The 21,847-nt window shown below is 62.8% G+C and carries 19 protein-coding genes and 3 pseudogenes; 6 read left to right on the top strand and 16 right to left on the bottom strand.

Annotated features, from left to right (window positions below):
• Positions 1-480: 480 nt before the first annotated feature.
• Complete coding sequence (locus tag H0B43_RS43030; RefSeq protein WP_185950127.1) at positions 481-648, bottom strand: hypothetical protein; 168 nt, start codon at positions 646-648, stop codon at positions 481-483.
• A gap of 94 nt (positions 649-742) precedes the next feature.
• On the opposite strand from H0B43_RS43030, the gene H0B43_RS43025 reads away from it, so the two are divergent.
• Positions 743-1,144, top strand: coding sequence for a Clp protease N-terminal domain-containing protein (locus H0B43_RS43025; RefSeq protein ID WP_312037662.1), 402 nt, complete (start codon positions 743-745; stop codon positions 1,142-1,144).
• A gap of 142 nt (positions 1,145-1,286) precedes the next feature.
• Here the strand turns inward: H0B43_RS43025 and H0B43_RS40375 are convergent.
• From H0B43_RS40375 to H0B43_RS40370, 3 genes and pseudogenes are all read right to left on the bottom strand, one after another.
• A pseudogene (locus H0B43_RS40375) lies at positions 1,287-1,758 on the bottom strand (DUF6308 family protein).
• A gap of 40 nt (positions 1,759-1,798) precedes the next feature.
• Positions 1,799-1,933: pseudogene (locus H0B43_RS42375) on the bottom strand (hypothetical protein); the annotation flags it as partial.
• A 71-nt stretch (positions 1,934-2,004) separates the two neighbouring features.
• On the bottom strand, positions 2,005-2,184 hold the full coding sequence (locus tag H0B43_RS40370; RefSeq protein ID WP_252190394.1) for a hypothetical protein: 180 nt from the start codon (positions 2,182-2,184) through the stop codon (positions 2,005-2,007).
• Positions 2,185-2,299: 115 nt separating this feature from the next.
• On the opposite strand from H0B43_RS40370, the gene H0B43_RS40365 reads away from it, so the two are divergent.
• The 3 genes from H0B43_RS40365 (at position 2,300) to H0B43_RS40355 (ending at position 6,787) form a co-directional block, all read left to right on the top strand.
• Positions 2,300-4,249 carry an ATP-dependent endonuclease gene (locus H0B43_RS40365; RefSeq protein WP_185730601.1) on the top strand — a complete coding sequence of 650 codons (1,950 nt, stop codon included), beginning with the start codon at positions 2,300-2,302 and terminating at the stop codon, positions 4,247-4,249.
• Positions 4,246-5,781: a UvrD-helicase domain-containing protein gene (locus H0B43_RS40360; RefSeq protein WP_185730600.1), complete on the top strand. Its 1,536-nt coding sequence runs from the start codon at positions 4,246-4,248 to the stop codon at positions 5,779-5,781. Before H0B43_RS40365 ends, H0B43_RS40360 begins: the two co-directional genes overlap by 4 nt.
• Before the next feature lie 364 nt (positions 5,782-6,145).
• On the top strand, positions 6,146-6,787 hold the full coding sequence (locus tag H0B43_RS40355; RefSeq protein ID WP_185730599.1) for a hypothetical protein: 642 nt from the start codon (positions 6,146-6,148) through the stop codon (positions 6,785-6,787).
• 478 nt (positions 6,788-7,265) lie between these two features.
• On the opposite strand, the gene H0B43_RS40350 is transcribed toward H0B43_RS40355, so the two are convergent.
• The 9 genes and pseudogenes from H0B43_RS40350 to H0B43_RS40315 all read right to left on the bottom strand — a co-directional run bounded on the left by H0B43_RS40350 (position 7,266) and on the right by H0B43_RS40315 (position 17,288).
• Complete coding sequence (locus H0B43_RS40350; protein ID WP_185730598.1) at positions 7,266-7,556, bottom strand: hypothetical protein; 291 nt, start codon at positions 7,554-7,556, stop codon at positions 7,266-7,268.
• A gap of 115 nt (positions 7,557-7,671) precedes the next feature.
• Entirely contained in the window at positions 7,672-8,823 is a 1,152-nt protein-coding gene (locus tag H0B43_RS40345; protein ID WP_185730597.1) for a nucleotidyltransferase, read from the bottom strand.
• Positions 8,824-8,872: 49 nt separating this feature from the next.
• A complete protein-coding gene (locus tag H0B43_RS40340) occupies positions 8,873-10,093 on the bottom strand; it encodes an SAVED domain-containing protein (protein ID WP_185730596.1) in 1,221 nt (406 codons plus the stop codon).
• A gap of 429 nt (positions 10,094-10,522) precedes the next feature.
• Positions 10,523-10,759 carry a DUF2188 domain-containing protein gene (locus tag H0B43_RS40335; protein WP_185730595.1) on the bottom strand — a complete coding sequence of 79 codons (237 nt, stop codon included), beginning with the start codon at positions 10,757-10,759 and terminating at the stop codon, positions 10,523-10,525.
• 687 nt (positions 10,760-11,446) lie between these two features.
• Positions 11,447-11,611 (bottom strand): annotated as a pseudogene (locus tag H0B43_RS42370) (IS110 family transposase); the annotation flags it as partial.
• A 466-nt stretch (positions 11,612-12,077) separates the two neighbouring features.
• Positions 12,078-13,250 carry a helix-turn-helix domain-containing protein gene (locus H0B43_RS40330; protein WP_185730594.1) on the bottom strand — a complete coding sequence of 391 codons (1,173 nt, stop codon included), beginning with the start codon at positions 13,248-13,250 and terminating at the stop codon, positions 12,078-12,080.
• Between the two features lie 279 nt (positions 13,251-13,529).
• Positions 13,530-15,002, bottom strand: a complete 1,473-nt coding sequence (locus H0B43_RS40325; protein ID WP_185730593.1) for an NERD domain-containing protein — start codon at positions 15,000-15,002, stop codon at positions 13,530-13,532.
• 58 nt (positions 15,003-15,060) lie between these two features.
• Complete coding sequence (locus tag H0B43_RS40320; RefSeq protein ID WP_185730592.1) at positions 15,061-16,200, bottom strand: hypothetical protein; 1,140 nt, start codon at positions 16,198-16,200, stop codon at positions 15,061-15,063.
• Between the two features lie 5 nt (positions 16,201-16,205).
• Complete coding sequence (locus tag H0B43_RS40315; protein WP_185730591.1) at positions 16,206-17,288, bottom strand: hypothetical protein; 1,083 nt, start codon at positions 17,286-17,288, stop codon at positions 16,206-16,208.
• A gap of 873 nt (positions 17,289-18,161) precedes the next feature.
• On the opposite strand from H0B43_RS40315, the gene H0B43_RS40310 reads away from it, so the two are divergent.
• Together H0B43_RS40310 and H0B43_RS40305 are read left to right on the top strand one after the other, a co-directional pair.
• On the top strand, positions 18,162-18,626 hold the full coding sequence (locus H0B43_RS40310; protein WP_185730590.1) for a cupin domain-containing protein: 465 nt from the start codon (positions 18,162-18,164) through the stop codon (positions 18,624-18,626).
• Positions 18,627-18,635: 9 nt separating this feature from the next.
• The gene (locus H0B43_RS40305) at positions 18,636-18,809 is read left to right on the top strand and encodes a hypothetical protein (RefSeq protein ID WP_185730589.1); all 174 of its coding nucleotides are present in this window, start codon (positions 18,636-18,638) and stop codon (positions 18,807-18,809) included.
• 1,344 nt (positions 18,810-20,153) lie between these two features.
• Here the strand turns inward: H0B43_RS40305 and H0B43_RS40300 are convergent.
• From H0B43_RS40300 to H0B43_RS40290, 3 genes are all read right to left on the bottom strand, one after another.
• On the bottom strand, positions 20,154-20,402 hold the full coding sequence (locus H0B43_RS40300) for a hypothetical protein (protein ID WP_185730588.1): 249 nt from the start codon (positions 20,400-20,402) through the stop codon (positions 20,154-20,156).
• Positions 20,399-20,695: a DUF2510 domain-containing protein gene (locus H0B43_RS43420; protein WP_185730587.1), complete on the bottom strand. Its 297-nt coding sequence runs from the start codon at positions 20,693-20,695 to the stop codon at positions 20,399-20,401. The genes H0B43_RS40300 and H0B43_RS43420 overlap by 4 nt, the downstream gene beginning before the upstream one ends.
• 393 nt (positions 20,696-21,088) lie before the next feature.
• Entirely contained in the window at positions 21,089-21,664 is a 576-nt protein-coding gene (locus H0B43_RS40290; RefSeq protein WP_185730586.1) for a TerD family protein, read from the bottom strand.
• Positions 21,665-21,847 lie beyond the last annotated feature (183 nt).

The following is a 21,847-nucleotide window of genomic DNA, read 5'->3' as shown; positions in this document are numbered from 1 at the left end:
GGTTCTTACCTGCGCTTTTAAATGGAACGTTCGATCCGGTCCCCCACACCCCAACGAAGCTGGGGAGGCGTGGGGGTGTGCCTGACCCGGCGCCCACTCGCCTTCCCGTGCCTCTCCATGTCATACCCACAGCATACCACCCACCCCACGCAACTCAAAACAGTCGAAAATCGAGAAACACCCAAAACTGTTTATCAACAACAAATTACAAACCTTACAACCTGAAATTTGTGCACAACACATGTAAAAACTTACTCACCAATTGATTACCCAACCATGTTGCAAATAAACACTTTTCAAAACGGCTCAAACCGGACGAAACAGACACCCCGCGCGCCCGCCGACACCCCGGTGCCGGCACTCCCCCGACACACCCCGCCGGCACCCCCACATCACAAACCGGGGACATGTCATCACACCAGGTCACAGCACCATTACGCCCACGGGTGCCGATGTCGCATCGATCCCACCCATAACCACCTACGCACCGCCCAGAATGGGCAGCAGCGGATCGCGTCGCTCGCGGCGACGCCTGGGAGGGAGCGCGTCATGGTGTTCGAGAGATTCTCCGATCAAGCCCGACAGGTGGTCGTCCTCGCCGCCGGCGCCGCCCGCACCCACCACCAGAACTCCGTCGGCACCGAACACCTGCTCGTCGGAATCCTCGACGCCGGCGGCCCCGGAGCGGCAGCGCTGACCTCATGGGGCGTCACCGCGCCGGCACTCGAGAGTAAGCTCGGGGGTGTCAGCGCACCGGCGGGATCCACCCCCGGCCGCCGGGCACATCCCATTCACCCCGAAGACGAAGAAGATCCTCGAAGCCAGCCTGCGCCAGACCGCCCTGCTCGGCCACGAGGAGATCGGCACCGACCACCTCCTCCTGGCCCTGCTCGACGACCCCGCCTCCACCGGCGCTCACATCCTCACCGACCTCGCATCCCTGCCCATCAGCGAGATGCGTGAGCACCTCAGACGCGAACTCCCCCAACAGCCCACCCCAGGCCCCGCCCACCGCATCCCCATCCGACTCAGCAACGACGAATACACCCGCGCCCACGCCGCCGCCCACACCGCCGGCCAGAACCTCGAAACCTGGATCCACGACCACATCACCGACGCCCTCAACACCGAACAACCCGAATAACAGGTTCAATCGCCTACGACGAATCATCCGGGACGTGTCATAAGACCAGTTCAGATGGTCTTTCAATGCGGATGCGTCACCACAAACAGCTCATGCATGAACGGCACCATAACCCCGACTCACGCAAGGGCCCCGGGACGTGTCATCTGTCCAGGCCAGAGCGCTCCCCAAGGCCGCGGCTCATGCCGTCCATCCAGGCGATCACATCGAACACGCGCAGTGCGGAGATCTCCTCGGGCATACCCGCGGTGTCGCGGATATTCAGCAGCCGGTGGTGCAACGCGCCGTCATCGGCCCGGAGCGCCTCCCGGACCGGGTTCAGATGTGCTCGCCCGGTGCCCAGGACCTGGCTGACGACCGAGTCCCAGATCGGATACAGCCAGGGGCGTTTGCGGGCGATCAGCTTGGTTGCCTTCGTACAGGCCACGGAGGGCGGTTTCCAAGTCCCAGGCGGGCCATCCGGCGCTCAGCGTCTTCGGTTCGTCGACCAGGTCCCGATCCGGCCCTATCGCCGTCAGAAGGGCGTTCAGCGCCTCGGCCTGGGTGTGCAGGATCGCCCGCGCCGCCGTGGGCGGAATCTGCACGGACAAGAACACCCGCAGCGACCAGGTCATCCGCGGTGAACCGGTCCGCCTCCCCGGCCCGGTCGCCGGTGCTCGACCAGGAGTCGAAGTGCGCACCGACATAGGCGTCGTCGCCCAGGTATGGGCGGCCGTAGTACCGGTTCAGCGACGTGATCGCCGCAGCGTCCGAGTCGGTCGCGAGGGTGGTGGGCAGCCGGAATGTCATACCCCGCACCCTCTCACCCCTCAGGCGCCGGCGGCCGGGAACCGAGCCTGGTGGTCGCTACGCGCCCGGAATCAGGGGCCGTGTCGGTCGACGGCTGTCTCCGGCAGCGTGCGCGCCTTCTCCGCCAGATCCGGCAGACCCATCGCACCCCACCAATCACCATAGGCCCGCGCCGGGGCGGGCTCCTCGTCCACCAGCACCACCGGTTTCGGTGGGATACGCAACCCGGGCCACGAACCGGGCGATCTCATCGGCCGTCAGGCTCTCCCAAGCGGCGACGGTTGGGGTCACTCTCGATACTATTCGCCCCGAGGTGCGGACATCGAACAGATCGACTCAGCGGAAAATGGGGAAACAGTAATGCACATGAGCCGTATACGCGTTCGCGGCCTTCGGGGAGCTGCGGATAGCCCCCTAGAGATCCACATACCCGGCCGCTTTGCGGTGATCGCCGGCGCCAACGGCGGGGGCAAGACCACCCTCGCCGATGCGATCTACCTTGCGCACTCCAAACGGTTTCCCCACCTGCCAAGATACTCAGCCGCTGCACTCGGAAGCGGCGACCGTGACATCGAGGTGGAATACCGCTTCGACTCCGACTCGACCCGCGAGGGGCCTCTCGGGCGGCAGCTCCAAGATCAGGCAGGACGATGCTCGCCGGGAACCATTGCCGCGGAGTGGGCACGGACCATGCATCGCAACCTTGGGGCGATCTCCACCAAGCCGTTGGGCGTTGTCTGCGACGTCGAGTCGCAAACTCTGCTCGTACACCTGCCCGCTTGGCGTAACCCACTGGACGAACTCGCGCGCCGTGAGACGCGAATCCTCGTGGAGCTGCTTCGAGCCCAGCAGCAGAACCGCGGCCGCGGGCGAGACCTGTCCCACCTTCGCGGCCGCGCGTCGGGCCTCCTCGATGCTCTTGCCACCGACGGTCTCCTCGCTGGACTGGAAGAGCGAGTCGGAGAACAGCTCCGGGCGCTCTCCGCTGGCGTCTCCCGAAACTGGCCTTATATCCGTGGGCAAGTGGTCGACGACCGGTACCTCGCACGGGTCCTCGAGCTGATGCTAGCCACCACCGAGGGGCGCGCTGGAGCACTTCCGCTCGAGGTCGTGGGCCTAGGCTACGTGAACCTACTCCACATCGCCGTCACCCTGGCAGCCATCCCGGACGCAACACAAATCGCGACCGCTGCCGGCGTCGACGCGAACGCTGGGTCCGGACAAGCCGACGCTCAACCGCCCCAGGACGCGGCCCCGAATGAGGAACTGGAAGAGGCTGAGCGGGTCCTGCGCCAGGCACGCGCAGAGAGCGAGAGCGCCGAAGACTCGTTCTTCCCCGACGGCGCCTTCCACGTCACCCTCGTCATCGAAGAACCCGAGGCACACCTGCACCCTCAACTCCAGCACTCGCTCGTCCGCTACCTGCGCCGGCAGGTGCACCTACGCCCGGAATTGCAGGTCATCCTGTCCAGCCATGCCACCGACATCGTTACTTCATGTGATCCAACAGAGGTCGTTATTGCCCGACGGGACGCGACGGGTCAGCGTGTATGTCGGGCTGTGGCAAACATCCCGATGACATCGCGTGACGAAGTGCTGCGTAAGACTCGGCTGCACCTCGATGCCAGCCGTTCTGCGTCGCTGTTTGCCGATCGCCTCCTGCTTGTCGAAGGTGTCACCGAGGCGGCTGTGCTTCGAGAGTTGGGCTGGGCTTGGGCTGGCGGCGACGACGACAAGCAGGCCTTCATCGACGCGTTGAGCATCGTTCCCATGGGCACCAAGGTCGGACCATGGGCGGTGCGACTGCTCGCGACTCAAGGGCACGAGTTGTGTAGCCGACTCGCGGTCTTGCGCGACAGCGACCTTGACTTCGGAGACACACCCACGGCTCCCGATTGGGCTGCCGAACATGACAGCTCGGTCGTGCTTGTCGAGCACAGCCACCCTACGCTTGAGCCGCAGCTCACAGAAGGCAATCAGGAATTGATCAGAGATGCGCTCACTGACATCGGTGTCACCGTTCCCGACCCCATTACACCGCAGGCGATTCGGGATCTATTCCGGAGCAAGCACAAGGAGGGGGACGTGGTCATGCCAGCTGGCAAAGCTGCCAGTCGCAAAGGCGAGTTCGCGCAGGCGCTTGCAGGTCGGCTTCGAGATGCACGCCAGAAGCGACTTCTTGGAGAATCCTATGTCCAGGTCCAAGTTCCGGGGCCGCACGAGCGCATTTTCGAGTTCCTCTACCTGATGCCAAAGCCTTCTCCCCTCCCGGATGAGGGTGAGGCTTCCGCTCCCGTCCCTGCCAGCGCATCATGACCGGCGGCCTCGCCCATGCCGGCGCGATCGACACCCTCACGGTTGAGCAGCGTTTGGCGGCGGGGACTTCGAGGAGGAACGTCTTCATCGAGGCAGGGCCCGGCACCGGCAAGACCACAGTGTCTGCGCAGCGATTCGGCGTGCATCGGTTCGCTGCGGAACATCGCCATGACCGACGGGCTGTGGTCGCTGTCAGCTTTACCCGCGCCGCAACCTACACTCTGCGTCGCCGAGTGCAGAGGCTGTGGGGTCCAGGCGCAATGACATGGCCACACCGAATCGTCACGCTCGACACGATCATGTCTGACTTGCTGCACGACCTGCTGCGCCTGAAGTTGGTTGTGTGGCCCAATGCGGATGTATTGTGGCCCGACGGCCAGGTCCTTCTGGATGTGTGTGACAGTTGGTCATCCTGTGGCGGCACAGAGAGTACGAGATCGGTGTACACGCTAAGTCTGGCTGGGCGGCATGTCCAACTTCAGGAGATCCTTGCCCCGACCTGGAAAAAGCGAGTGCCAGCCGCCAACGTGGTGACTCTCATGGAGCAAGGAACTTGCACCCACCAGGACGTGCGCGACGTACTCGCGCTCGCGCTGGCGGACCCTGAATCCGCCGGCCGAGTGCGTCAGCGACTCGGCGAGACGATGAGGGCACTCATCGTCGACGAGGTCTTCGACGCCAACGACCTCGACATCACAATAATCGAGTCAGCCATCGCCGCCGGTGTAGCTGTAACCCTGGTGGGTGACCCTTGGCAAGCGCTCTACCTTTTCCGCGGCGCCCGACCACAGGTCATACCTCAGATGCTCAAGCGCGCCAACGTGCCGACGTTGCCCCTCACACAGTCATTTCGTTGGCGCGATAGCGAGCAACGTATGCTCGCCACAAGGTTGCGCAATGGAGACGGGGTGACCCTCCATACCTACCCGGGTGATCTCGACGTGGTTCTCGCCTTGTGGTGGGAGGAACTGTGGGACACCGGCGGTGGCGTCCTGCCCCTTGCCTTCGGCTCCTTCAAGGGCGGGTACGAGGAAGCTGCAGCCACCCTGCTGCTGAACCACGTCACCCGCAACATCTTCGAACTCGAAGCTACCTTTCTCAACGATGCGCTCACCGCGCTTAACGTGCAGGACCGCGACAGCCTAAGGCAACTCGAACCCGGACTCCAAGATGTGGTGCAGCTTTTGAAGCCAGGGGGAAAGGACGCCGTAAAGGCGGCCTACCTGCGGCTCGTCGACGTCATCAAAACCGTGTCGGCCCGAGAACTGCGTAAGCCGCGCACAGCTCACACGCGCCGTTTGGCTCTTCTGCAGGAACGACTAGCCTTTCCCGGTCGTCTGGTCCCTGGCCTGACTACGCATCAGGCAAAGGGAGCGGAGTGGGATGTCGTCGGGGTCCGGCTGCGTGACACCGAGCGGGCAGCACTCGCCGCTGGCCTGTCGCAGGCTGAGGACATGCACCGCAAGATCTATGTTGCGTGCACCCGGGCGCATCGCCGGACCATCGAGGTTCTGCCCGCCACCAACCCGTGAGCCCTCCAATTCCGTCCCCGCCGCAATCACGGCAATTCCTCCGGTCCAGAATGTTCGATCACAACGAGTAGCCCAAACGATCTCGCCGCGCGGAGCCTTCAATCGCTACCGGAACGAGCCGGCGACGTTCCCGTGAGCGCAACCTTCGCAGTAATGACCACTCTATCGGGGACCGCATCGGATGATCCCGATTCCGAGCGTACGACAGCTCGATAGATGATCGAATACTCCCGACATCCAATCGAGCGCATGCCCGCAGTTGCCGATCCGAAAGATGCACGTTCATGCACTCGACTGTTGCACGCAATGGTAGATACATTGCGCACCAATTGATTTCGATACGAGTGCGTCGTACAGTCGGCACATGGAAAGCGACAAGTTCGAACGGCTCAGCGAGTGGGGGACAGTTGTTGTCAACGAACCCCGAACCGGGTGTCGACTGTTGTGGGGTCGCAACAAGAACCGCTGGCTCCGCGCGACAGGCGACAGCGCCCGGTTCGAGGAGCCGGATGGCGAACCGGACGCTCGCCCCAGCCACACCGATCTCCAGCGCGTTCTCGAACTCGAGGAAAGGCTCACGCAAGTCGGTTGTCAACGTTGCGGTCTTCGCGGTCTCCATAATCATTGTGTAGCGCCGAATGTCTACGGTGTCCCGACGCGCTATTGCGTTCAGCTGCCCGATTGTTCGGTTGTCGAGGCTGCACAAGGAACGGGACAGCGAAAACATTGGGGTCACATCAATGCGTGTCAGGCCACGGACGGAAATCTGCGATTCGTCGTGTCGCGGCAGCGAGATGAGGAGATCATGTTCATGAACGCGATGGTCGCTACACGGGTGTGTCTTCTTCCTTGGTGTACGAAATGCGTCAACGCGGCTTCCCGTATTCCGCGAATCGCAGAGTTGGATGGGGTGACGGTGGAGGAGGTCGAGCGGCGCGAGATAGACACGCTGCTGGCCAGGCGCGCAACCTATAGGCAGGAGGGACGGCACCCGTCCCACGCGTGAACCTCCTAGACTCCCATCCTTCCGACGCCGGCTGTGACGAGCTGTGGGCAGTGCGCATTGCTGATCGATACCGCGACGACCTGCGCACCAAACCGCACCGTCCCCGGTGTGTCATCGACGTTCGAGGGCATCGAGGTCTACCGACCGGAGCAACGTGTTCAGGGACCGGCCTGCCGGTTGTCGGCTGGCGTGTCGTAGACACCCGGATGCCGGCGAAGAAACTCGACATAGTTGGCCTCCCAGGCGATTAGCACTTTGGTTGTCGGAGTGACAGCCAACGCGTTCAACAACATTTCCGCACCGTCAAGACGTCCTGACGGTCGATGCCGTCTCAAGGTGGTGGGCGTCGACCTTCCCATGGAATGGGACGACTTCCAAAAGTGCAGCGTTGCAGGTCAGCGGGCTCCATTTGTTCGCAGTGCCCGCCCCATGAGGCCACCGCCGTGCGCGGACGCCTGCGGGATCACGGGCGACCGAACTACCGCTTCGCAATGCCGGGCTCATGCGGCGCTTCGGTTCCAAGCCATGAACCAGTGGACATCCAGTGTTCGTAGAAGTACAGCCACTCGCTTGCCCACGGGACGATGGTGTCGGCGATGAAGTTTTCGGAGCCAACAAACTCGTCCTGGTAGTACAGACAGAGCTCGTTGCCCGGGTAGACGTGGGGCAACGGTTCACGCGGGCGTGTTTCGAGAGATGGGGACAAGACCTTCACCCTCGGGCGCTGCCGATGCTTGTACCGAATCCCTATTGTGTAGTGCACGCTCATCGGCGTTGGTTGCAGAGTGACTGACCAGACCAGAGTCCCGGACTTCACGGCAGGTGCAGGCTCGTCGGGAAACTGCTGCCGTAGACGAACAGCTTGTTGAGTGATGCTCAGCTGCCTACCGTGCGGTTTCGCCACCAAAGAACCTATGTGCCGGGACGGCGGTTGCCGTCGATGCTGTCGTGAGGAGCCCCCCGGTTGAGAAGTGGACGTTCCCGTTTTCCCGGGCGGTGTTGGTCCGTGCGCCGAGCGTTTTCAGGGCCTCTTCGACCGGGGCGTTGCCGAAAGCCTTCGCGATCCGCTGGTGGAGCGCGACGACTCCCTTGGTCTCCAGGAGGAATTCGTTGAGATCGCGCTCGACAGCCGCTCGCCAGTCTTCGAACTTCAGGCGTCGAGTCTCGTACTCGTTCCACTTGTCGGCGAAGTTTTCACCGTCACAGGCGGGGTTTTCCACCCAGTACCGCCCGCTGCGCTTTTCGATGTGCTCGGGCATTCGCTGTACTGCGCTCATGGTCGCGTCGACGAGGTCCGTTTCGCCCTCGTATCCCTTGCCGGCGAGGGTCGTGATGAGGCTGGACGGGGGGCGGTCGTCGAGGTCGTTGGCGAAGTAGATGTCTCTGTGTCGCTTGAGGATTTGTACGACGCGGTGGAGTGGGGTGCGTACGCGGTGATTGGGCACCGCGTCGACCGAGCCGTACGAACTGGCCAGTATGGCGCGTTCTTCCTCGAACTGCTTGGCGCACTGGGTGCGGAACCACTCGACGTAGGCCAGCGGGTTGGATTTCTGCCAGTTCCGTAGGTTGCGGTCCGTGAGCTCGATCGCGGTCGCCGATGGGGAATCGGCATCCGGAATGGCGGGAAGCACGTCCATGTGGAAGTTGTCGTAGTGCAGGCACCAGGAGCGTCGGCCTTCGGAGACTTTGCCGGGGCTCTCGCAGGCCTCACCGTCATGATCCTTGCGGTAGTCGTCAAGCAGTGCGCCTACCCTGTTTTTGAGTTCCTGCTGCGTGGTAGAGGTCTTTGCGACGTCGAGTTGGGACACGAGGTCCAGGTCGTACTCGCCGTCGCCGTGGTGCGGGCGCACGACGGTTCCGAGCATGAAACTTCCCTGGACGTAAACCTGTGCGCTTGCCTGGGAGAGGTGGTCACCTAGGTCCAGGTAACAGCTTTCGGCAGCCTTGAATGCAGCGTCGGTGATGTCGAGTTGCTCGATGGTGGTCCCGAGAAGCTGCGAGATCTGCATTTCCTTGCTGTCGGCGAGGATGGTCATGTGCGGCTACTTTCGGTCGGCTCGGCGGCGCTGGACGCTTGCGGGGTCTTCAACTTGTTTCGAGAGCCAGGGCGTAGGCGTTGTTGATGCGGTCGAACACCCGAAGCTGAGCGTGAGCTCCTGTCATGTGGGCGCGGCCAATCTCGACCGCGGCGGCGGCGGACACTGCCAGGACGAGGCTGATTGGCTGGTTACGGTGGTCCGTTTCGAGGGTCGCGAGAACTTCCCGCCACTTGTCGATGAGAGCCTCCAGGTCCTCGGAGCTCTGCAGAATCTTGGGGTTGAGCTTCACGCCTTCGGCGCGGATGTCGTAGCGAGGCTTGCCTTGCAACTCCGCCGGGAGCGCATCGAGATCTACAGGTCCGCTGACACTGAATGTGACGACCGGATCGCCCTGCCCGGGCACCTCGGTGACGCCGAACGTGAGGTTCTTACTCCGACCCTCCGCGTACCAGCCCCACCCTTCCCCGCTTCCACGGCGACGATTGTGGACGGTGACGTTGGTGACGTCGTCGAGCAGAACGCCAAGCTGGACGAGGATGGGAATGCGTGCGAGCGCGAAGACCGAGATGTGGTCGATTTCCTTGGTCTTCAGGTGATTGTTCAACGGCCGAAGGCGTTTCCTCAGCGTGAGGGCGGTCGACTTCCAGTAAGTGCCGTCACTCTCGTCCTCACCGTCATGGGGGCGCAGGTCGACCTCGCAGTTTTGGCTGTCGTCGTGAAGACTGAAGTCGGGGAACCGCTGCTCTCCCAGGAGAGCCCGGACAACGGCCTGCTTGCTGAAATCGACTGCGTGACCCCGGACGTCCCCCGACACGCGGATCACGGTGCTCTTGGGCTTGCGCAACAACCCAGTCAACTCCCGGACGTCCCGCTCGTGTTGCTGCTTGAAGGCGAGGAGCTGCGCCTCGCCGTAGGTGGACCAGTGCTCGAAGGTGTCGATGACTTTGTGCTCGCCAGCGCACAAAAGCATGAGGTTCTCGGGCAGTGCGCGCTGCTCGAGCGTCTTGGAACTCTTGCCGCGCGGCGATCCCTTCTCCTCGGTGGCGCCGACGATGTGGGCCAACTGACCCGTGAACACAGACTGGCCGGTGGTCTCGTCCTCGGCGAGGAACTCCTTGCAGAAGGTGCATCGCCCGCCGGCAGCGACCCACACCCGCCTTGCGTCAAGGTCGCCCACGTTCACGCGCTTGCCCTTGCGGTCGACCGCCGGAATCCGCCCAGGGCTGACTGCGGAGTCGGATCGCTTCGGGTCGGAGGTCTTGGGCATCGCGAGGTTCCTATGTTTTCGGACACGTAGGCGGGAGCGCGCACTCGACCTTTGCCTGAGTAGCGAGACTTCTGCGAACAACTATGTGTTGAATCAGAATTTGGCATTCGAGGATACTTCTGCGTCGACAGACATCCGCATCGTCAGCAGATCTTGATGGTGCGAGCTGTCGCACAACCGCGGCCTGCCGTGCGACCACTGGTGAATTGGCTGGCATCATCTTATGTGTTGGACGGCCTGGGCGGGCGGCGCTCAAGAAGCTCAGCGAATGCGAGTTCGATGAAGTCCCCGCCACAAGGGCGGGGGCTTCATCGAGCAATGTAGAACTACCGGGGCTTGGGCTGGATGGTGATCTTGCGGATAGGACCAGGAACCTGGATGGTCTTACGCTGGCCCGGCTTGATAGTGATGCGCTTCGTGGCCATGCGCTCAGCCCTTCGACTTGCGGGGATCATTCCCGGGCGCAATGGTGTCCTTCGCCCGGATCTTCCCGTCACGGCCCTGAATACTGAGATCGCCCCCACCGAGATTGCCAACGATCTGGCGGCCGCGGTCAATGGCTTGCTTCTGCGTTGGCGCGTGAGCGCCGGAACGCTTGCCGCCACCACCTTTGACGTCCCAACCGCCGTTTGGGTTCTTAGCGACGATGCGGTCGTTCTTCTTCATAGGCTTCCCCTTCGGGACACGGGAGAAGAGCTGTCCCAGCATGTGAATAGCCACAGGGTGCTTGCGCAATTAGAGACCCTGTATGTAACCTCGCCCGTACAACCGCAAATTGTTGGGATTGAGGTCTAGCCGGTCACGTACTGGTTGGGCCTCTTCTCATTTCAGATGCCAGAGTTCTGACCCACTCAGTGTTGCCTGGCTCCCGACCTCTAGCAAGAGGTTCTAGTGGGCGAGGGCTCGGTTTGCCCGGTTTTTCCCCTATAACCGCACCTCAGCCACCGAATGTGATTTTCGTCACCAATTACACTGATGTTATTCACTGCACCGTCCAGACGGTATGCCAATTGGGGCCCTAGAACGCACACAGGGTCCCGAAGTGGAAACCTTGAGGGTTAACACGTAGGAGAAGCCAGCTCGTGCACGCACAAGCGAAATGAGACCCGGTTTCCGTGTTGGGCAGACGATCCGCGCTGGTTACGGCCTTATACCACACCCCTCCGACACCAACTGTGGATAAATTGTGGACAACCCTGTGGGTTGACAGCTGGAGTCGCATAGAGATAATCGCATCTGATCGCGTCAGACAAATGCGAACAGTTTGGACAAACCCCGACGTACTCGCCGCCGATACCGCCCATGTAGACATCCCAGGGTCGGAATACGCCAAGCAGCTCGCTGGGAGCGACAGTGGTCCCAGGCGAGGTGTTCGTCGTAGCGGATGCGGCTTCGTCTGCATCGGTGGAGGATGCCGACGAGGCGGTTACCGACGGCGCGTAGGGCTTGGCGGTGTCGGTCTGTCACCGGCGATGCTCGCTGGTCGTAGAACTCGTAGGTGCCGGGGCTGGACAAGAGGTAAAGCAACCGTCGACAAGTTCTTTAACCGATTACTCAGTCCCAGAATGATATTCAGTTAGAAGTCGCCAAGACAAAGCCACTCTAAGGGAATCGGCAGAAGCCAAAATTCGTGCACCTACGATCTTCGAGTTTCGCGAAGGTCAGTCGTCATATCTCACGATGAAACGAAGTACCCACGACAGGCACTGGCTCGCGACATCTTTCACTGACAGCAGCGCCCCGGCCGCGACCTCGCCGCCCGCATCATCGCCGACCACAGCGCCATCCTCTCCCCCACCTGAACCAGAACACGACCGTCGCCGTGGCCGCCGCAGTCGCAAGCTGGAGTATGGGCTCTCGCAGCCATCACGCCAGCGCAAAACACCGAGGCCGCGACAAGAGACATCTCCGTGCGCAACCACTGGAGAACCGTGAGAACAACCGCGCTTTCGCCACGCACGAGGGGTCCTGTCCGCGCCCTGGTTCATTGATGGGACGAAGGCAAGCGGCCATGGCGTAACAGAGCCCGGCCGGCGGCGAGCATTGAATGGATCGTTTCCACCGTGGCGGGAAGGCCTTCGTCTTCGTGACGGTCGACGATGGAGATGAACCAGTTGTGGACCTCGCCATCGATGACGACACCTCGGACCAGAATGGGCTTGAGCTCCTCAGGCTGCGGTGGAATGTCGATAAACAGTAGGTCGCCGCGGTCGACCTTTGCCAGGTCGACCTGCAGCCCGATCGGCACCGGGAAGATTGTTTGTTGCAGTGCCTGGACGTATCTACGCCGAACGACCGGGCGCTGTTTGGCCTCATGGCGGCTCGGCGTCACGGCGTTGATGACGTCGATGCCATCACGCTTTGTGGTGGCGAGCCCGATGACCAGCACCCCACCGTCGGCGGCGTTGGCAAATTGGGCTACGGCGCGCGCAAGCTCAATCTTGTCGTTTGGTGATTTAAGGTCGTAGTGCTGGCGCTTGGCGTCGAGCCACTGCCCTTCGGGCTGTCCGATCAGCGCGTTCATATTCCCGCCCCGCAGCAAGTCGAGCACGTTCTGTCGCGTCATCTGCCCTGCGGTCGCCTGCAGAAGCGCGACCGCGTCCAAGCCGATCTGTACGAGTGACCCCATCGTCCTACCGCGCGTATGGAATCCGAGGTTGAGGACGATTTCCCATATTCGGCCCGCGTCGTGTTCATCAGCGCCCACTAGCCACATGCGATTGCGCGACAGAAGTGGGGCGATCCGGTCACGTGTGCTGAACCCAGTTGTGAAGTCGTCCGGTATCTCATCTATGTAGACACGAAGTTCCATCATGAATTCACCGGTGGTGGAATCCAACGTGAAGGACACCCCAGAGGATGTCGTCCACTCGTCGAAGCTCTCGTTTGCGTCGTAGCCTACGTGTGCCACGACGATGTCAGGGACATTGTCGTCGAGCGCTGTGCGTGCGCGGCGCATCGTGGTTCGCAGATCGGTCGCTTGTACATTGACCAAGTCGTCGACGTGGACCTTGACCTGCCAGTCGTCGTCTACGTCTCGCTCGCGTTCGCCGAACTTCCAGTAACAGATATCCGGCACTCCGGGATCTTCGAAGTGTCCTCGCCGTTCGCATCCGCCGACCGCCACATTTCCCCGCACGATATCGCGTCTCAACACGTATGCAACTCTCTCACGCTGGCGGTTTTCGAGCGATGAAGGGCTCGTTGTAGATATCCGCGGCCCGACTGGACGCTCTGTGGTGGATCGGATTCCGTGGACACCAGTCCGCCCCACACTGCTCACTGCTCCGTTTGGAAAGTGGACATGTCACAGATCGTCGAAATCGGCAGCGCAGATAGTTCGCAGATCGAGGTGTCGCGCCACCATTGCTGGGCACGAAGGATGTGCACTCACTGTTGCTCGTGCGAGCCAATCGGGCGCGCTTCGACTACCGTCCTAGAGAGCCAGTGGATCATTCACTGAGCGACCGTGACGCCCTGGCCAGGGGTAGGAGTGCCAGGCGTCTTCAAGAATGGGGTTTCTACCTCTCGCATCCACCCTGATCGACAGGACACCTCCACCCCTGGTATCGAGCTGATCGAGAAGCACTCGGCCGACGTCCGCGCGGTGGGTGACCAGGTGTTCAATGTCGCGCGCACTCGCCACCGCTACAGGTACATCCTCGATCCGATCAGACGTTCTGATCATGGCCAACCCACGGTCAAACAGGTCTGCTGGCGCAGTGTAGAAGGGCTCTGCCGTAACGATCAGACCTACTATCGGCCTGTCCGTCGGGATGTGCTGGAAGGCGGGATTGCCACCTGTCATCTCGTCGATGGTCCGACCTAGTTGATTGCGCGCCTTGTGTATTGAATCCCTTAGCGTCCGGACCAGCGTGGTGGCACCAGCGCGCGCTGCGGGACCAAGACGCTTCGACTTCACCTCGACCAAGAGGACTAGGTTCGGCATGATGACAAACCAATCTACGCTCTTCGACCCTCCACCCTTTCCATAGGCTATCTCTGGATATACGTCTGCACCGTCAATCGCTCGCAGTTGACGGCCAATGTAGTGCTCGAACAAGATTCCGAGATCGTTGGCGAAGCTCTGCCCGTGCGCCGCTATGCCCCTGTAGTACAGCCCACCCGGCGTCACCGTTCGCAGCACCAAGCTGGGCGCGGGGGCGAACAGGCGCCGCTCGTTTTTCAACTGAATGAACGGGGTACTCACCAGCGGGTTGTAATCGAACCGGGCAAGATGGTCGATTCCAGTCGAGTGCCTGTCCCATTCGATCTTGTATTCATCACGAGTCGAAGTGAGCCGCCTAATAGTCGTCAGAATGTTTGCCCGAGGATACACATCAAGCACCTCAGCGAAGTTCGGTTGGTCGAGCCAACGCGGATCGAATACTCCCCCGTTTTTGTAGGCACCTACCTGCAAGAAGAATGTAGCTCCAATCGCATCACGGAGAGGCATGCCGCCCATCATCTCGGCGAGCGAGTCGTCGTTGACGACCTTCGTTTTCACTTGCGACAGGCCTTCAACCAGCCATGCATGTGAGCGGGACAGCTCTTCTAACATGGATTCTTGCCATGGAAACTGCTCGTAGGTGATAGCAGTCAGCAATGCCAACGGAAATCCGTCATCTTCGTCGTGTTTCGTTGGTATATCGGCCGATTCATTGAAGTAATACATCAACCGGTCGATCTCCCGGAGACTCAACTCTCGGCTGCGATATTCGTTCCCGTAGAGCAGCGACTCGCGTGCTGCCGCGGCCAAACCCCACGGAGGGGTACGCATCCTCACCGAATCGGGGTACGGCGGCTGTCCGAGGTCCGCTCCAATCGCCGCGAGGTACGGGATGAACTCACTTGGCTTGAATGCACGGCAGGCTTGCCGAAAGTCTCGATAGCTGAAGGTCTGCGTCATCGGTCTGTACCCATCCTTAAACAGTGTCGATGCCCACGGTCAGGTACCCGGGCGCGATTTACCACAGCAGGTCTTTAGCCAACTCGTCCCAGTCCCGAGCCGCGGCGCGATTTCGTGTCCGCCGATCGTGCGCGACCTGGACCGCTAGGCATCCCATGCGGAGGAGCACCGGAACATTCACGTGCCGCAGCGCCATCCCCTTCCGGCCATCGAGGACGATCATCCGCGCCAGCGTCTTCCCCGCCGACGCGAGCCCGACCAGCGAATGGGCCGCGAGGAGCAACTCGTTACGCCGGGCCTGCTCCCGCACGTCCAGACGGGCGCTTCCCGTGGCCGCATACGCCCGGGCATGCACATGGGTCCGGAGGATGACCTCGGTGGTGATCACGCTCAGCGACGGGGTGAGGAGCCCGGATCGCACGTTCAGACCATTGCCCGCCGTGCCCAGGTACACCTCGTGCGCAAACTTCCGGAGTGCCCGGTTGTCGAGTTCATACAGCCAGGAGGAGCAGGGCATCGGCAGGCTCATCGGGGTCACCACATCCGCCGCCAAATGCTGGGCCCAGAGGACGAGGGCCTCGGCGAGCGAATCGACCTCCCGAAACCGGCCACCCACGGTGACGTCGTATTTGTCGCCGTAGTCCCATCGGACGCCGCGGAACTCGCCCGCACGGATCTGCCGCAGCGCCTCGAACGGTCGGCCCAGATCATGCCCCGGGGAGCGGACCCGGTGGGCGCGGCCACCGAACCCGGGACCGGTGTAGTCTATCGGCAACCTCTTGCCGGCCCGCTCCCACGCCCGCATCCACCCGGCCTTCCTCGTCGCACCGAGCCCGTCGGCGACGGCTCCGTCGATGGCGGTGTCGTACCAGACCGCTGCCACCCCCAGCACGGCCGCGAACCCGACGGCGAGGACATCGTCGCGGTCCCACGGGATGCGTTGCCGGGCCCGCCACCGATCGAAACCAGCCCGCTGTTCGGGGGTCAGGGCGGCGTCGAGGTCGATGTCGGTCCACCCGCGCTGGGTGCGGAGCCGGTCATTGGCCGCGGTCAACTCCGCATACGAAGTGAGGGCGGCGGTGTCGTTGTCCGGCAGCCGGTCCGGGACCCCACCGGCCAGGGCGGTCTCGGTGGCCGATTCCAGCTCGGCGAGCCGGCGGCTGAGGGTGTCGAGGTTCCGGTCGACCGTGTCGTCCATGCTGCTCATTGCGCGGCGGGTTCCGGGAGACGCTCCAGGATGACCTCGAGTGCCCCTTCCGCCCGTTTGGCGTCCGCGTGCTGCCTGCGCAGTTCCTCCCGCAGTTCCTTGTTCTCTACGGTTAGCCGCGCGTTCTCACGCGAGAGTTCCCGGATCCGGTCCAGGAGTCGCTCCCCGTCGGCGACGACATTCTCGAGCCGCTCCTGCAGACTTTGCACGACGCGGCGTTGCTTCTCGTCCCGGTTCTGTGCCTCGATCAGCACACATCGTGCGATCAGGTCCAGGCGCATCGCATCGGCCACCACCTGACCGGTCGTCCACGGTGTCCAGCGTGCGCCGGCCGCGGCGACGCCCGCTCCGGCGATGCCCCCGAGCCCGGTAACCAGGGCGGTGCCGCCGGCGATGCCGAACCCGCCGGCCGCGATCGCGCCGCCACCGAGAGTGGCCAAACCGGCCGAGGTCGCCGCCGCCCCGGTCAAACCCGCGGCGCTGCCGATCGCGGCGCCGATCGCCGGTGCCGCCCACCCACCGGTGGCAACCCCGGCCGCCAGCCCGGCCGCACCGATGACGGCCACCTTCCCCCAGTGCACACTCTTACGCCGCAGCCGCCGGAGCAGAAGCGTGTGCTCGTCCCGCATGCGGTCCAGGTCGGTTCGGTCGAGGTGCGGGAACTCGTCCACCAACGCCTCGAGGTTCGTGCGGCGGGTGGCGCCGTGCCAGGAGGCTTTCGCCGGCCACGGGTCGAACAGAATGAGGTCGACCAGCACCAGCAACGACCGCTCCCGCGAGCCGAAGCACCGCGGCAGGCGCCGGCCCTGGGCCGCAATGGCATCCGCCGCAGCGTCCATCTGGGTGCCGATGTCCACCAGCAGTGGTGTCAGCCAGTCCGGGCGGTCCGGCCGATCCTCGGCCGCCACCTGACGGAAACCTGCGACGGCATCGCCCAGCACCGCCGCCTTGACGGCCACAGTCTTGTCGGGCTTCGTCGCGTCGATGTCCGAGCGCATCAACGACACCTGCATCGCCGCCAGCGCCACCGACTCCGACCAATCCAGCACACCGACCGGATCAACATCACTCGTGGACATGACCGCCCCCTTCCCACCCATCCAGAAGAGCAAGTATCACCGACCGGTCCGACACCGCGGCCCAGACACCCCCGACCACGGTGGGGTGTCAGTCAGCCTGCACCTCAATGTCATTCACTCAAATGACACTGCACACGATCGGCGACGGCGACGACCCGTGGCGCCTTGCTCGGTAGTGCCGTACGCCTCGGCTGGGGAGTGGGTATTGAGACCATCAACCTCGGCCCGTTCCGGGTGGCAGTCCAACTAGTGGAAGTCGATCCTCACCGACCCGGACGACGCCTACTGGCTGCACGAGCGGCTCCTCGCCTACCCTGACGACCTGCTGCGCATCGGGTTCGGCGGCAACGGCCTCGTCCAGGACATTTCGATCGAGACCGGGCTGCAGAACTGCCGCGACATGATCAACTTCTGCCGCGACGCCAACAACTCCGACGCGTCAGTTCTGGCTCACCTCCATGCCTCACCCCGACGTCGACTCCCCTGAGTACACCGACGCCCAGTGGGATGCGGGGTTCGAACCCGTATGTACCGGGACGTCGCCGACGAGGTGGGTGACCTGTTCGTCGACTGGCGGATCCTGCTCGGGAGACAATCCGAGGCGCAAAGCCTGTACGTGCCTGACGAACACCACTACGCCGATTCCCGTCACCGACTCGAACGGGGACGTGACTCTTCAGGACCCTCCGACCGTAGTGGTTACCTTCGGGTTTACCGCCAGTGCGCGAGCAAGAACGAAGGAACCCCACCAGCACGAAACACGACTGACGCGACTGGTGGGGCCCGGTACCACCCAATGGCAAGGGCAGCAAATGGAAGGTTACCAACCAGATGGATATCCGTTACGTCCGGTTCGTCTGGTTTGATGACCGCATGACGCAGAAGGTAGCCGGCCGCACGCCATCGGTCATCGCAGCGGTGCGCCTCGACGACGTCGCACTCGAGCCCAGCCCCATCGATCCAACCTGGATCCTCGACGGCATGCCCGTGGCTCGTGACGGGCGATGGACGCAGAGCCTCGACGGCACCACCACCCACTGGGTGTGGGACTGCACAGCAGGAACCTTCAACTGGTACTTCGCGCTCGAAGAGACGGTCCAGATCCTCGAGGGTGAGGTGACCGTCTCCTCGGCGGATCAGGCTCCTCGCACGCTTCGAGCTGGTGACGCAGCAGTCTTCCCGGCACACACCTGGGCGCAATGGCATATCCCGCGATACGTGCGCAAACACGCGATTCTGCGGCCCCACGCACCACGGCCGATTCAAATCCTGATGCGTTTCTACCGGGTCGTCAGCGCGCTGCCACCTGCCGGCCGCCGCCGAACTCTGTCCAACTAGGGTCCGGCTATGGGAGGCGAGTGGATCCAGATCGATCAGGACTGCGTGACGTGTGGCAACGCCGCGTTCCGGCACTACATCTACGCCAGCCTCGGCGGTGTGCTCATCGAGACCGATCTGTACGAATGCGCCACCCCGGGTTGCCCCGGACCTGTCGCGATCTGCGAACCAATCGACGGCTGACCGCATAGATGCCCATCGGCTGAACCGTGACGCGCTGCTGGTGGGGTCTCCGCCAGGCAACCACAGCCGCGGCAGCGTCGACACGGCAGACGATGTCGACGTCACAGGACGGGAAGAATCGCCACCGAACCCTGACACACTCAGAGCGACAATAAGAAGCGGCAATACACGCAGGATTTTCACCTTCGAGACACCGGAGCCACCCCCATTCCACTACGCCGACCGCCGCACCCGCCCCACCCCCCAGGCCACATCCAGATCACCCATACCTCCCTCCAGACGGCCAGCGCGTTAAGCATCACCGGATGGGCGCGCACAGGGGCCATCGCGCATCGAGGAGTCGTCGCGACGCGGCCCGTTCCTTCTCAGCACCCAGCTCGTCCGCGAACCGGGAACGAAATTGGCTCCGCCTCGGCCCACACTGATGCCCCGATACGCGCGCGCTCAGGAAAGCAGCAGAGCCGTGCAACGCGCCTGACCTGCGAGAAGCCGCTAGTGCGTGTGTCATTCAGATGAAAGACACACCGCGACGGCTTCAGCGACGAGCAGTCAGTCCTGGCAACCAAGACGGTGAGGTCGGACGGGTCGGTTGCTCGGACCTGGTGTGCGTGTGGAGTATTCGTAGGGGACCGCGGCCCTGCAGCGCCGCCATCAGAGGCGAATCGCTCAGCAGTCACCGTTCGCCGCAGCGCGGACAGCTTTCGTCACTGCGGCCTGGTCGACACGGCTCTGCGCATCCCACTCCGGAGACTGTCGCAGTTCCTGCAGCATCGCCTCCGCGAACTCATTCTGATCTGCCTGTGAGGCTTGCAATTCAGCGCGAGCCTCGAATATTGGGCCCATTTCGTTGCACGTCTCAGCGAAGACATCACTCGCGGACACAGTCACTGACGTCGGGTTAGGCGCACTCGCGTTCAGGCTTCTCGTCGACGATGGTGACGCTGCCGCTGCGGGAGGTGCGGTGATCCGCGTGATTGCGGGCTCGGCTTCCACCGTCGAGCTGGCCGGCAACGCATGGCCTGCGGTTGCGGCCAAGTCGTCGCCGCACGCTGTGAGGTACAGCGCGAGCACGCCGATGTGCGTTACGCACGAAAGGGTCCTTCTGATTCGCATGTCTGCTGGTGGCCTGTCAGGAGTGTGGACTGGGGGCGAAATGGGAGCCGCCCCGCACCATCATGTTCGTTACAAATCCCGTGAAAAGAGATACCAGACGGACCGGACATAACAGGTACTCAGGCTTCGCTGACCGAAGGCGAGCACGATGTGACAGCCAGACGCGCTACAGCCGATGTGCAGTGTTGACGGTCGATCGTGACGTTGGCGGCCAATTTCTGGGTCCGGAAACTACTCGATGTAGCCGATCTCAACTCCCGCGATGGTCCCGTCACCGACGATGGCGCTGCAGTTGAACTCGCTGCGGACGGTGGCACCGAATGAGTTGCTGGCGTCTACATCGCCGGTGACCACCCAGCGGCTCAGTGTGGTGTATTTGCTGTACCTGTCCATCTGCGAGTAGTCCTCGTCGATGGTCTTGAGGCTGTCGGTCTCGAACGCGGTCACGTCGCTGAACTCGGCCGTGCTCGGTGACTTCATCCGATCGGCCACGGCGCTTGCGCATCGGTCGATGGCGTCATCCTCGGTGCTGTCGCCGAACACAGTGAATCCGACGATGACCGCAACGATGACCAGGGCACCTGCTGCAATCCACACGGCCTTGCGGTTGTGCTTGGGTGGTGGGGCCGACGCAGATGTGCCCGTGGGTGCAGCCGGGCGGCAGGTGCATCGAGCTGTCGCGTCTCCGTCCAAGTCTGGCCGTCCCAGTAGCGGACCGAGTTGGGTGCTCCCGATGGGTTGGGATACCACCCGGGGGAGCCTGAGTCAGGCATGCGGGGCTCCGTTCATGGTTGCGCAGTAGTCGGTCAATGGAGAGTGAATTGAATTTCGCACGAGAGCTATTCGATGGGCCGTTCGATGAGCGCGAACGAACCACCGAAACCTCGTGCTGGTGGGGCGCTTCTACCAGGATGTCCCACCAACGGTCCGGGACAGCCAACAGCCCACAGCGGTGACGCTGCAGCGATTCGTGCCGAATAGCACAAGCCCGCGGTGCCCGAAGCGAACGAGCTCGCCCGAGTGGTGGTCGAGGGCCCGCGCTCCGTGTCGATCGGGTGAATGACACTGCTATACAGCGTATCCAACCGGAGTCCGGGCTGCCTCACCACTGCCGTACATGACGGGAGGCGGCGCCGCAGGACGCGACATCGACCTCCGGCGATGGACTAGATGTTGACTCCGTAGTCGCGGGCGATGCCCGCCAGGCCGGAGGCGTAGCCCTGACCGATCGCGCGGAACTTCCACTCGCCGCCATGCCGATACAGCTCACCGAACACCATTGCCGTCTCGATGGAAGCGTCCTCGGTCAGGTCGTAGCGCACCAGTTCGTTGCCGGTGCTGCGGTCTACCACGCGGATGAATGCGTTGGTGACCTGCCCGAAGCTCTGCCCCCGCGCCTGCGCATCGTGGATGGAGACCGGGAAGAAAATGTTGGTGACGTTCGGCGGCACCGCTTTGAGGTCGACGTTGATGACCTCGTCGTCGCCGTCACCGTCGCCGGTGAGGTTGTCGCCGGTGTGCTCGATGGACCCGTCGGGTGAGCGCAGGTTGTTGTAGAACACGAAGTGCTGGTCCGACAGGACCCGCTTGCTCTCGCCGGTCACCAATGCGCTCGCGTCGAGGTCGAAGTCGTGACCGGTGGTCGAGCGTGCGTCCCATCCCAAACCTACGGCGACCGCGGTCAGGTTCGGTGCCTGCTTGTCGAGGGAAACGTTGCCGCCTTTGGCCAGGGTGACGCCCATGAAGATCCTTCCGCCCACAGCGTGTGGATGCGCACTGTTTGCCCACCCCATTCGACGCTCAGGCTACCCACCTTAGAACGTGATGTTTCGGACACGCCATTGCAGGGTGAATCCGGGTCGTGCCCGTACTATCAGCGCGTGATCGGTTGCCAGACAGCACACACCGGAGATCGAGGACGAGGG

The sequence above is a fragment of the Rhodococcus sp. 4CII genome (assembly GCF_014256275.1).
Lineage (GTDB): Bacteria > Actinomycetota > Actinomycetes > Mycobacteriales > Mycobacteriaceae > Rhodococcus_F > Rhodococcus_F wratislaviensis_A.
This window is presented reverse-complemented; position numbering and strand designations above follow the sequence as displayed.